Source organism: Gordonia spumicola (assembly GCF_009932475.1).
Taxonomy (GTDB): Bacteria; Actinomycetota; Actinomycetes; order Mycobacteriales; family Mycobacteriaceae; genus Gordonia; species Gordonia spumicola.
Map to the genome: position 1 here is coordinate 1,553,718 of NZ_BJOV01000005.1, position 12,039 is coordinate 1,565,756.

The 12,039-nt window shown below is 67.3% G+C and carries 11 protein-coding genes and 1 tRNA gene; 2 read left to right on the forward strand and 10 right to left on the reverse strand.

Annotated elements, in window-relative coordinates; genetic code table 11:
* Positions 1–97: 97 nt before the first annotated feature.
* The 7 genes from GYB83_RS18435 to GYB83_RS18465 form a co-directional block, all read right to left on the reverse strand.
* Positions 98–835, reverse strand: a complete 738-nt coding sequence (locus GYB83_RS18435; RefSeq protein WP_161896788.1) for an ABC transporter ATP-binding protein — start codon at positions 833–835, stop codon at positions 98–100.
* Positions 819–1,664 carry an ABC transporter ATP-binding protein gene (locus GYB83_RS18440; protein WP_161896789.1) on the reverse strand — a complete coding sequence of 282 codons (846 nt, stop codon included), beginning with the start codon at positions 1,662–1,664 and terminating at the stop codon, positions 819–821. Before GYB83_RS18440 ends, GYB83_RS18435 begins: the two co-directional genes overlap by 17 nt.
* Positions 1,661–2,962 (reverse strand): branched-chain amino acid ABC transporter permease, encoded by a 1,302-nt coding sequence (locus GYB83_RS18445; protein ID WP_161896790.1) that lies wholly within the window; start codon positions 2,960–2,962, stop codon positions 1,661–1,663. Before GYB83_RS18445 ends, GYB83_RS18440 begins: the two co-directional genes overlap by 4 nt.
* Positions 2,959–4,005, reverse strand: a complete 1,047-nt coding sequence (locus GYB83_RS18450) for a branched-chain amino acid ABC transporter permease (RefSeq protein WP_161896791.1) — start codon at positions 4,003–4,005, stop codon at positions 2,959–2,961. The genes GYB83_RS18445 and GYB83_RS18450 overlap by 4 nt, the downstream gene beginning before the upstream one ends.
* A 71-nt stretch (positions 4,006–4,076) precedes the next feature.
* Entirely contained in the window at positions 4,077–5,285 is a 1,209-nt protein-coding gene (locus tag GYB83_RS18455; protein ID WP_161896792.1) for a branched-chain amino acid ABC transporter substrate-binding protein, read from the reverse strand.
* Positions 5,286–5,439: 154 nt separating this feature from the next.
* On the reverse strand, positions 5,440–6,027 hold the full coding sequence (locus GYB83_RS18460; protein ID WP_161896793.1) for an ANTAR domain-containing response regulator: 588 nt from the start codon (positions 6,025–6,027) through the stop codon (positions 5,440–5,442).
* 40 nt (positions 6,028–6,067) lie between these two features.
* Positions 6,068–6,149: transfer RNA gene (locus GYB83_RS18465), tRNA-Leu, on the reverse strand.
* Between the two features lie 214 nt (positions 6,150–6,363).
* Between GYB83_RS18465 and GYB83_RS18470 the strand changes: the two genes are divergently transcribed.
* Positions 6,364–8,421 carry a CocE/NonD family hydrolase gene (locus GYB83_RS18470; protein WP_186349807.1) on the forward strand — a complete coding sequence of 686 codons (2,058 nt, stop codon included), beginning with the start codon at positions 6,364–6,366 and terminating at the stop codon, positions 8,419–8,421.
* Complete coding sequence (locus GYB83_RS18475; RefSeq protein ID WP_161896794.1) at positions 8,418–9,128, forward strand: copper homeostasis protein CutC; 711 nt, start codon at positions 8,418–8,420, stop codon at positions 9,126–9,128. The genes GYB83_RS18470 and GYB83_RS18475 overlap by 4 nt, the downstream gene beginning before the upstream one ends.
* Here the strand turns inward: GYB83_RS18475 and GYB83_RS18480 are convergent.
* From GYB83_RS18480 to pyk, 3 genes are all read right to left on the reverse strand, one after another.
* Positions 9,113–9,586 (reverse strand): hypothetical protein, encoded by a 474-nt coding sequence (locus GYB83_RS18480; RefSeq protein WP_161896795.1) that lies wholly within the window; start codon positions 9,584–9,586, stop codon positions 9,113–9,115. The genes GYB83_RS18475 and GYB83_RS18480 overlap by 16 nt on opposite strands.
* Positions 9,583–10,473, reverse strand: coding sequence for an acyl-CoA thioesterase (locus tag GYB83_RS18485; protein WP_161896796.1), 891 nt, complete (start codon positions 10,471–10,473; stop codon positions 9,583–9,585). The genes GYB83_RS18480 and GYB83_RS18485 overlap by 4 nt, the downstream gene beginning before the upstream one ends.
* Before the next feature lie 64 nt (positions 10,474–10,537).
* Positions 10,538–11,971: a pyruvate kinase gene (pyk, locus tag GYB83_RS18490; protein WP_161896797.1), complete on the reverse strand. Its 1,434-nt coding sequence runs from the start codon at positions 11,969–11,971 to the stop codon at positions 10,538–10,540.
* Positions 11,972–12,039 lie beyond the last annotated feature (68 nt).

A 12,039-nucleotide genomic window follows, 5' to 3' on the forward strand; every position in this document is an offset into this window, starting at 1 on the left:
GTCCGCGCCGGGAACCCGCCTGCGTCAGCCGCCATGCTGCGCCTGTGCGACGAACCTTCCTGACACCCCCACCCGAGAATATATTATTCCGGAGGGTCTACGCGACGCCCAGATACGCCTCCCGCACCTTCGGGTCGACGAGGAGTTCTCGGCCGGGGCCCTCGAGGGTGATGGAGCCTGTCTCGAGGATGTACCCGCGGTCCGACCGGGTGAGGGCTTGCTGCGCGTTCTGTTCGACGAGCAGGATCGTCGTGCCCGCCGCGTTGATGTCGGCGATGATCGAGAAGATCTGCCGGATCACCATCGGAGCCAGACCCATCGACGGCTCGTCGAGCAGCAGCAGTCGAGGACGGGCCATGAGCGCACGCCCGATCGCGAGCATCTGCTGCTCGCCGCCCGACATGGTGCCGCCGTACTGCTTGACCCGCTCCTTGAGCCGCGGGAACAGCTCGAAGACGTGATCGAGGACCTCGGCTCGCTCTGCCTTCGACGAGAACTTCCGTCCGTAGCAGCCCATGTCGAGGTTCTCGAGCACGGTCATGCCGGGGAAGATGTGCCTGCCCTCGGGAACCTGGATGATGCCGCGGTGCACGCGTTGGTGCGTCGACAGCCCGTCGATGCGCTCCCCGTCGAACCGGATCTGACCGCTGGTGAGCTTCGCCAGACCCGAGATGCCGCGCATCGTGGTCGACTTGCCCGCACCGTTCGCGCCGAGCAGTGTGACGAGTTCACCCTCGGCGACCTGCAGCGATATCCCGTGCAACGCCCGGATGCGCCCGTAGCCGATGACGACGTCCTCCAGTTCGAGGACCGGTCGGTCAAGCGATTTCGTCATCGGGCACTCCAAGGTAGGCGGCGATCACTGCCGGATTCTCGCGGACGTCCTTCGGCTTGCCGTCGGCGATCTTCCGACCGAATTCGAGGACGACGATCCGATCGGTCACGCCCATCACGAGTCGCATGTCGTGCTCGATCAGCAGAACGGTGTACCCGTCGTCGCGGATCTTCTTGATCAGGCTCATCAGAGCGGTCTTCTCGCTCGGGTTGAAGCCTGCGGCGGGCTCGTCCAGGCACAGCAGTTTCGGCTCCGTCGCCAGCGCCCGCGCGATCTCGAGCCTGCGCTGATCGCCGTACGGGAGATTCGACGCCTTCTCCCCCGCCCGGTGCGCGATGCCGACGAACTCCAGCAGCGCCATCCCGCGGTCGACGGCGTCGCGCTCCTCCCGATAGAAGCGCCGGGACCGGAACACCGCTCCCCACACCGACGACTTGTGGCGGGCGTCGGTGCCGACGCACACGTTCTCCAGCGCCGTCATCTCGCCCCAGAGTCGGACGTTCTGAAACGTCCTGGCGATGCCGCGCCGGGTGATCTGGTGTCGTTTGACCTTCCCGAGCGGCGCGCCGTCGAACACGACGGATCCGCGGCTCGGCGTGTAGACACCGGTGATGGCGTTGAAGCACGTCGTCTTGCCCGCCCCGTTCGGCCCGATGAGCCCGAGGATCTCACCGCGGCGGATGCCGAACGACACTCCGTCGAGCGCCGCGAGACCGCCGAACTCCACGGTCAGGTCCGACACGTCGAGCAGGATGTCGCCCTCGTCGGTCGCGATGTCCCGCTGCGGCGCGACGGCGTCGGCGATCTCGTCACCGTGGTTGATGCTCATGCCTTCGACTCCTCGACCACGGGCTGCCTGTCGGCAGACGAATAGACCTTGCGCCCGAATGCGATCAGCCGCGCGCGGGCGGGCATCAGGCCCTGCGGCCGGAAGATCATCAGCGTGACCAGCGCCAGGCCGAAGAACAGGTACTTGTAGTCGCCGAGCGACTGGTCTCCGACCTGGACGCCCTGCACTCGGGCGGGCAGGTACACGATGATGAACGCACCGACGATGACGCCGAGTTTGTTGCCCTGACCGCCGAGTACGACGGCGCACAGGAAGAGCATCGAGTTGATGACGGTGAACGCCTTCGGGTCGACGTACTGCACCTGCCCCGCGTATACGGCTCCGGACAGTCCGCCGATGCCCGCACCGATCACGAACGCCCACAGCTTGTACTTGAACGTCGGGACGCCCATGATCTCGGCGGCGTCCTCGTCCTCGCGGATCGCCACCCACGACCGTCCCACCCGGCTGCGTTCCAGGTTGCCGATGACGAGCAGGACGATGACGACGAGCACCAGCCCGAGCCAGTACCACCACACGCCGTAACTGAGGACCCCGGAGTTGTTGGACTGCCCGAACACGCCGTCGGGCTGCGAATCGCTGCGCCACACATCGGGGAACAGGACGCCCTGCAGACCCGCGGGCCCGTTGGTGACGTCGGACAGGTTGTCGGCGAGGAGCCGGACGATCTCGCCGAAACCGAGCGTCACGATCGCGAGATAGTCGCCGCGGACGCGCAGCGTCGGCGTGCCGAGCAGGAGGCCCGTCAGCCCGGTGATGACGATCGCGAGCGGCACGCACGCGAACCACGCCCACGGACCGGAGAACACGCCGTGGTCCGCGCTGTTCCAGACGGGGCTGGCCGGGCTGGTGAGCAGCGCGACGACGTACGCGCCGACCGCGTAGAAGCCGACGTAACCGAGATCGAGCATGCCGGCCTGGCCGACCACGACGTTCAGTCCGATGGCGATCAGCGCCACCATCGCGAACTGGGCGAGCGTCGCACCGAAGTCGGTCGCGGTGGTCGTGATGATCGGGGGTTTGATCACCGGCAGCAGCGCCAGCAGGACGAATCCCACCAGGCCGACGCCCCACTGGGCGGGTCGGGACTGGGCATCCCACCACGTGCGGATGCGGTCGCCGATGGTGGCGAAGAAGCCTCCGACCACCGCGAAGGGCCGCCAGATCAGCGCGATGAACCGCGCTATCGAGGAGAGCGGGCCGGTGAGCCACGGTGCTCGGGCCTCGAGGGCTCGCCACCGGCGACCGGCGTCGTTGTCGTCGTGGTCGTTCGTCATACCCTCGCCTTTCCGAGCTTCTCGCCGAGGATGCCCGTCGGCCGGAACATCAGGACCAGGATCAGCAGCGCGAACGCCACGACGTCCTTCCACTCGTTGCCGAACAGGACCGAGCCGTAGTTCTCCATGACGCCGAGGAGCAGACCTCCGAGGAGGGCTCCGCGGACGTTGCCGATGCCGCCGAGCACCGCGGCGCAGAACGCCTTGATGCCGAGGATGAAGCCGCCGGAGTAGATGACGGTGTTCGGGTAGCGCATCGCGTAGAGCAACGCGGCCGCGCCCGCCAGGAGACCGCCGATGAGGAACGTCGCCATGATGATCCGTTCCCGCGACACGCCCATCAGAAGTGCGGCGTCCGGGTCTTGAGCGACGGAGCGGATTCCGCGCCCGAGCCGCGTCCGGTTGACAAGCAGATCGGTGCCGCCCGCGAGCACGAGGGCCGAGATCACGACGATCAGCGTCACGTTGGTCACCGAGGCCCCGAACAGCTTGAACTGCTCCACCTGCTCCACGAGGCGGATCGTGGGCTGGGCCGTCGAACCGCCGAGCGGCGGATCGGACGGGACCTTGGGAAGCACGTAGTGCACGAGTTCCTGCAGGACGAACGACATGCCGATCGCCGTGATCAGGAACGCGAGCGGTTTCGCGTTGCGTTTTCGGAGGGGCCGGTAGGCGATGAACTCGACGCCGACGGCCGCGGTGCCCGACACCGCCATGCCGATCAGTCCGGCGAGCACGAGGAACATCGTCGTCTGCATGACGCCGAAGTCGTACGCGTTGGCTCGTGGGGTGAATCCGAGGATCAGGAGTCCTATGTACTGCCCGAACAAGCCGAGCATGAAGACTTCGGAGTGCGCGAAGTTGATGAGACGGAGGACGCCGTACACCAGGGTGTATCCCACCGCGACCAGCGCGTAGACGGCGCCGTAGGTGAGGCCTTCGACGGTGAGGGTCCAGAATCCGTCCCGGAGTCCCCCGAGGTCGAAGCCGATGGTTGCGGCCAGGACCGAATGGGACGACTCGGCGAGCGAGTACGCGATCATACGTGCCTTTCAGGCAGGCGGATCGACGGTGCGGACGGGTGACCGCCCGCACCGTCGACTGCGCGGTGAGACTACTTGACCTCGTACATCCAGATCAGGGACGTCGTGAGCTCGCCGTTCGGCTTCCACTCGTAGTGGCGTGCCAGACCGTCGCCCTTGTATCCGCGGACGAACTCCAGAAGATCCGCACGCGTCGTCTTGCCCTGCTCGATGCCCTTCATCAGGATCGTCGCGAGGTCGTACGCCTCCACCGAGTAGACGCCGGGCGCCTGGTTGAAGGCGGCCTTGTAGTCGGTGGTGAACTTGCTCGGAGCCGGGCCGCACGGGCACGACAGGTACGCGCCCTTGGCCGCGTCGCCCGCCTGCTGGAGGAACTGCGGATCGTTCACACCGTCACCGGAGACGAACGTGACGTCCGGCGCAGCGGCCTTCAGCTGCTGGGCGAACGGAGCACCCTCGGCGTAGTAGCCCGCGAAGAACACCGCGTCGGGGCTCGCGCCGGTGATCGTCGAGATGACGGCGGCGAAGTCGCGCTCACCGGTCTTCACCTCGCCCTGGCACGCGCTCACGTTGGCCGCGCCGAGGCCTTCGACGATGGCCTTCGACAGTCCCGCGCCGTACTCGGTGTCGTCCTTGATGACGCAGACCTTCTTCTTGCCGAGCGTTCCGGTCAGGTACTTGGCGACCGCGGGGCCCTGGACGTCGTCGTTCGCGAGGCCGCGGAAGAACGTCTTCCAGCCGTTGCCGGTGAGCGCGGGGTTCGTCGCCGACGCCGTCACCGACACGAGTCCGGCCTGGCTGAAGACGCCGCCGGTGGCCTTGGTCTCGCCGGAGAAGCCGGGGCCGATCAGCCCGATGATCGACTTGTCGTTGACGATCTGCGGCGCGACCTGCGTCGCCTTCTGCGGGTCGCCCTCGGAGTCGAACGGCTTCAGCGTGATCTGGCAGTCGGGATTGGCCTTGTTGTGCTGGTCGACCGCGAGCTGTGCTCCGTCGCGCATGTTGATGCCGAGGGCCGCGTTCGCACCGGTGAGGGCGCCCATCTGCGCGATGGTCGTCGGCGCGCACTTGGCCTTGCCGTCGCCCGCCGGATCGAGGGCTCCCGCCTCCGAACTCGACTTCACTTCCTTGCCGCTGGTGTCGATCTGCGCCAGCGGCGAGATCGTCAGGTCCGAGCCGCCGCCACTGCTCGAGTCGTCCGATTTGTTTCCACAGGCCGACAGCACCAGCACGCTGGCTAGCGCCGCGACGACCGCGCCCTTCGCAATTCCACGATGCATCCGAAAGAACCTCTCGTCTTCGAGGCCCGGCGTGACCGCCGAGAGGTCTGCTACGGCAAGACCTGCGCAGAATCTAGTCCGATTCTCAGCTCATGGGACCCGGTTGACGAAAGGAGTTACATCCGGCCACCTAAATGTAACGAGACGGAGTACGTCAGGCGTCGCCGAGCGTCTCGACGACGATCTGCGCGACCTGCTTCATCGTGACGCGGCGGTCCATCGCATTGCGCTGGATCCAGCGGAAGGCCTCCGGCTCGGAGATGCCCTGCTTGTCCATCAGCAGGCCCTTCGCCTGTTCGATGAGCTTGCGGGTCTCGAAGCGCTCGGACATGTCGGCGATCTCGGATTCGAGCGCCTTGAGCTCGCGGAACCGGCTGAGCGCCACCTCGATGGCGGGCACCAGGTCGGCCTGATTGAACGGCTTCACCAGGTAGGCCATCGCGCCCGCGTCGCGCGCCTTCTCGACGAACTCCCGCTGACTGAACGCCGTGAGCATGACCACGGCGGCGAGCCGCCTGCTGGCGATCTCACTCGCCGCGTCGATGCCGTCCCGGACCGGCATCTTGACGTCCATGATCACCAGGTCGGGTGCGAGTTCCACCGTGAGGTCGACGGCTACCTGGCCGTTCCCGGCCTCGCCGACGACGTCGTAGCCGTCTTCGCGGAGCATCTCGACGAGGTCGATGCGGATGAGCGAATCGTCCTCGGCGACGACGACGCGGACCTTCACGTCATCGGACATGGCGCGTACTCCCGTCCATCGTCGTCGATCGAAAAATGTGTGCCCCGGGCCGGACTCGAACCGGCACCCCGTGAGAGACCGCATTTTGAGTGCGGCGCGTCTGCCAATTTCGCCACCGGGGCAGGTGTAACTGTGCGAGGCACAAGCATACGGACCCACCGCGGTCGATTTCCAGTCGGGTCGGTCGTGCACTGCGCCAAGACAATCGGGCCACGACAATCGAGTCTCGACTATGACGGTCGCTACCCTTATTGTTACCTGAGAGTCAGATCACGGACCGGTCGCGAAACCGTCACGACCGCGGGCTGGTCGACCGTAGTTCGGGGAGGAAGTCGCATGCGCGCATCACGCCGTGTCGTTCGGCAGTTGTTGGTTCTCATGGTCACCGCGATCACCGTCGTCGCCGGTGTCGGGCTGTCGGCCGCGGCGTCGGGTGACGCGAACGCCGAACTGTCCGGGGCGCTCGGCGCCAAGTGGACGCGTACACAGGACGGCCCGCAGAAGTACGCCGGGTACACGGTGAAGCCCGACGTCCCGATCCGGATGAGCGACGGAACGATCCTGCGCGGCAATCTGATCCGGCCCACCGGACGCGACGGGCGCCCGGTGAGCGAGAAGCTGCCGACGATCGTGAACATGACGCCGTACACGAAGATGGTGTCGGCGCTCGCGACCGAGGTCATGAACTACCCGGCACTGGTGCCGCAGCTGATCGAGCTCCTCAACGCGATCAATCTCCAAGGCACGTTCCTGTCCGGCTACAACGAACTCGTCGGCGCACTGCGCGGCGGTCTGATCAACACGTTCGCCTACGACCCGAAGCTCATCAAGAGCGGCTACAACATGCTCGTCGTCGACGTCCGCGGCACCGGCTTCTCCCAGGGCGACTGGCAGGTGTTCGGAAGCCGCGAACGCAAGGACACCGTCGAGGTCATCGACTGGGTGAAGAAGCAGTCGTGGGACAACGGCAAGGTCGGCATGGCCGGCGTGTCCTATTCCGCGATCAACCAGCTGCAGGCAGCGTCGGACGCCCCGGGCCAGCTCGGCGCGATCTTCCCGATCGTCCCCGGCGCGGACCTCACACAGGACGTCATCGCCCCCGGCGGCGGCGTCGGCATGGGCTTCCTCGCCCCCTGGCTCGGCCTGGTGAACGGCACCAAGCTCATCCCGAACGTCGCATCGATGCTCAACGGCACGTTCGACTGGAAGTGGCTGGGCGACCGCGTCAAAGACCCGCTCACCTACTTCGACGTCATGATCGAGGCCCTCACCACCCGCACTCCGAAGGGTCTTCACGGCACGACGAAGGCCCTCGTCACCGCGGGCTCGGAACGACGCAAGTCGCTGTACACCGATCTGTCGAAGGTGCAGACTCCGACGTTCGCGATCGGCGGCTGGAACGACCTGTTCACCTTCAGTGAATCGCGCCTGCTCACGAACCTGACGTCGTTGAACGACGGGCAGCGCAAGCTGATCATGGACGACGGCTACCACATCACGTCGGGCTCGAACTTCGGACAGCCCGGCTACCCGCCCCGTCTGGATGTGCTCGCCCGCGCCTGGTACGACAAGTGGCTCAAGGGCATCGACAACGGCATCGACCGCTACTCCCCCGCGACTCTGTCTCAGGAACCGAGCGGCACGTTCGTCCAGGGGCCGACGTTCCCGCTCCCCGGGCATCAGCGCCAGCGGCAGTACCTGTCGGGACGCCCGTCGCACACCACGTCCACGCCCGTCGCGGGCGACGGATCCCTGTCGGCCGACGCTCCCTCGGCACGCGCGACGCGTCAGGTGAAGCCCGGGCTGTCGACCGTCTGCAGCCGAGACGGCGCCCAGTCCGCCGCGGGCATCACAGCCCTGTTCGACTTCTGTGCACGCGACTCCCGCGTCTCCGAGATCGCCGCGCAGACGTTCACGTCGGCCCCAGCGAGAGTCGCGACCACCATCAGCGGGACGCCCGTCGTCCACCTGCGTCAACGCCTCAGCGCGACGGACGGATACTGGCACGCGACGGTCAACGTCGTCTCGCCCGACGGACGGTCGACGACGGTCTCGATGGGTCAGCTGATGGTGTCGTTGCGCGCACTGGACCGCCAGCGCACGACGTTCGCGCCGAACGGCGACGTCATCGACGCGATCCCGCTGCTGTCGATCGACGACTACCGGCCGGTCCGTCCCGGGCAGGTCCTCACCATCGACATCCCGATGACGGCGACCCAGGCCAAACTGCGGCCGGGCGACCGTCTGCGCGTTGACCTCTACGCCTTCAACTTCCCCAAGGGCGTGCCGCTCGGTCCGGAACTGTGGTCGTCGCAGCTGCGCCCGCAGTACATCGAGATCGATCCGGCCGCGCCGAGCTGGGTGAACGTCCCCGTCTCACGGCCGTTGCCGTGACCGCGCTGGAGATCGCGGTGCAGGACGCCGCGGGCGCGGCGATCGCGCTGGCGGGCGGAGCCGACCGGGTGGAGCTGTGCGCCGCACTCGGCGTCACGGGCGGGCTCACGCCCTCGCCGGGGACGATCGCGGCGGCCGTCGCGACCGGCATCGATGTACACGCGCTGATCCGCAATCGGCCCGGCGGATTCGTGTACTCGCCCGATGAGGTCGCGGTGCTCGCCGACGACGTGCGGCGGGCCGTCGACCTGGGTGCGACCGGGGTCGTGATCGGTGCGCTGCGTCCCGACGGCGCCCTCGACGCGACGGCCACGGCAGCGCTTCTCGACGCGGCGGGCGACGCCGACGTGACGTTCCATCGGGCGTTCGACACGGTCGCCGATCCCGTCGGGACACTGGAACGGCTCGCCGACATCGGCGTCCTCCGGGTGCTCACGTCGGGCGGTGCGGCACGGGCCGGTGACGGCATCGACGCGCTCGCCGCACTCGTGGCCGCCGACACGGGGGTCGAGATCATGGCGGGCGGAGGCGTCACTCCCGATGCGATCGGGGCGTTGATCGCGATCGGCGTCGACGCCGTCCACCTGTCGGCCAAGACCGTCGTCGCCGACCCGGGCGTCACCGGTCCGGGCGGCGGGTCCGGCGGCGGCCTCGAGGTGACCGATCCGGCGATCGTCGCCGCCGCGCGGTCCTACGCGAAGAGGTAGCCCGCCTCGAGCGCGCCGGACGAGACCAGCGCGCGGAAGTCGTCGCCGATCGTCACCGTGTAGAGCGGGACCGAGTCGAGGTCCTTGACCTCGAAGTCGGCGAGGCACACGTCGCCGCCGAGGCGGCGCAGCCCGTCGAGGTACGTGGTGGCGAGGGGCGATCCGTCGGTGTCGTCGGCGTCGTACAGTGCGACGGGCGCGCCGAATCGGATCTGCGACGATCCTCCCGCGGTGCGCGTGACACAGTCGACCGTGACCGCTCCGCTCGCGGTGATCGTCGACCGTGCCGCGAACCCGTAGACGATCGCGACGGTGCTTGCGGCGACGAAGACGAGCACCGCGACGACGCTGCCGACGCGGATCGGCCATCGGTAGCGTCGCTGCCACGACTTCGGCGGGAGCTGTGGGCCCTGCGGCAGGTGGAACCGGACGTCGACCGGCATGTTCGGCGCCGTCATGACCGCGAGGGGAAGTGCTTGATGAGGGCCTCCTGGACGACCGACGCGGCGAGCGTCCCGTCACGCATGAAGTAACGTCCCGAGCCGATGCCGCGCGACCCGGCGGCGACCGGCGATTCGGTGGCGTACAGCAGCCAGTCGTCGAACCGGAACTCGCGGTGGAACCAGATCGAATGGTTGACGGTAGCCGCGAACAGCCGGTCGATTCCCCACGACAGGCCGTGCGTGGTGATGATCGAGTCGAGGACCGTAGTGTCGGACGAGTACGCGAGTGCGCCCATGTGCAGGAGCGGGTCGTCGGGCATCGGACCGTCGGTCTTCATCCACGCCCGATTGTGGTTGAGCTGTTCGCCGGTGCCCTTCATCTTCCACGTCGGCGCGTTCGCGAACCGGACGTCGATCGGGTGGAGCGCGTTGACGAACGCCGCGACGGTGTCCTCGTACCCTTCGAAGTGCTCGCTGATCGGCGGCAGATCCTCGGGGTACGGGACCGACGGGATGTCGACGGCGTGCTCGAGGCCGGCCTTGTTGTCCTGGAAGGCGACGAGCATGGTGAAGATCACCTCGTCGTCCTGCATGGCGGTGACCTGCCGGTTGGCGAACGCCTTGCTCTCGCGGAACCTGTCGACGTGGTATTCGATCGGCTTGCTGACGTCGCCGCCGCGGATGAAGTGCGCGTGCAGCGCGTGCACGGGCGGCGTGCCCTTGGTGAGGGATCGGCCCGCCGCGACGAGCCCTTGGCCGAGCAGTTGGCCGCCGAAGGTGCGGGCCATGACCTGGTCCGGATGCCTGCCGAGGTAGATGTCGTCGTCGACGCGCTCCACGTCGAGCAGTTCGAGGAGGGTGCGCAGGTCGTCGGACTGTTCGGTCACCGGGACGTCGATCATGCCCCAACCATAAACGACGCGCACCGTCCCTGGTCGGGACGGTGCGCGTCGGTCGTGCCGGTGGTCAGTGGTCCTGTTCGCCGATCCGGTGGACGTGGACGAAGTTGGTCGACCCGACGACGGCCGCGGGCGCGCCCGCGACGATCACGACCACGTCGCCGTTCTTGAAGTTCCCGCTCTTGACGAGCATCTCGTCGACGAGGTTGATCATCTCGTCGGTGTGCTGCAGTCGGACGACGAGCTGCGGCTGCACACCCCAGCTGACGGAGAGATAGTTGCTCGTCGACTCGGTGGTCGTGAACGCGAACAGCGGGACGCGCGAGTGCAGGCGAGCCACGCGCCGGGCGGTGTCGCCTGATTCAGTGAACGCGATGATGGCGTCGACGTTGAGGCGCTCGGCGATGTCGCGTGCCGCGTAGGTGACGACGCCGCGGCGCGTGCGCGGGACGTGCTTGAGCGGCGGGACGTCCCGGCTGCCGCCTTCGGCGACTTCGACGATCCGGGCCATCGTGCGGACGGTCTCGTGCGGGTACTTGCCGACCGAGGTCTCGCCGGACAGCATGACTGCGTCGGCACCGTCGAGGACCGCGTTGGCGACGTCGGACGCCTCGGCACGCGTGGGGCGGGAGTTCTCGATCATCGAGTCGAGCATCTGCGTCGCGACGATGACCGGCTTGGCGTTCTCGCGGGCCATCTGGATGGCACGCTTCTGAACGAGCGGGACCTGTTCGAGGGGCATCTCGACGCCGAGGTCGCCGCGGGCGACCATGATCGCGTCGAATGCGAGGACGACGGCTTCGAGGTTGTCGATGGCCTCGGGCTTCTCGAGTTTGGCGATGACGGGCACGCGGCGTCCGACACGGTCCATCACCTCGTGGACGAGTTCGATGTCGGCGGGGCTGCGGACGAACGACAGTGCGACCATGTCGACGCCGAGTTCGAGGGCGAACTCGAGGTCGGCGATGTCCTTCTCGGACAGCGCGGGCACCGAGATGTTCATGCCGGGCATCGACAGGCCCTTGTTGTTGCTGACCGTACCGCCTTCGGTGACGGTGCAGACGACGTCGTTGCCGTCGACGCTGTCGACGGTGAGTCCGACCTTGCCGTCGTCGACGAGGAGTCGGTCGCCCGGCCGCGCGTCGACGGCCAGGTTCTTGTAGGTGGTCGACACGCGATCGTGGTCGCCGATGACGTCGTCGACGGTGATGCGGACCTGCTCACCGTCGTTCCAGTCGACGGCGCCGTTGGGCCGACCGTTGTCCTCGAACTTGCCGAGGCGGATCTTCGGGCCCTGCAGGTCGGCGAGGATGCCCACCGTCTTGCCGACCTTCGCGCTCGCCGCGCGCACCGTGTCGTAGACGCTCCGGTGGTCGCTGTGGGCTCCGTGGCTGAAGTTCAGTCGCGCGACGTTCATTCCGCATTCGACGAGTGCGGTGACACTCTCTTCAGTATTGGTAGCAGGGCCCAGGGTACAAACGATCTTGGTTCGACGAGTCACCGTTCAAGGCTATCGGTCCGGCGCTGACATTCCGAACCTACTGGCGAGTATGTGGAGACGTTCACCGC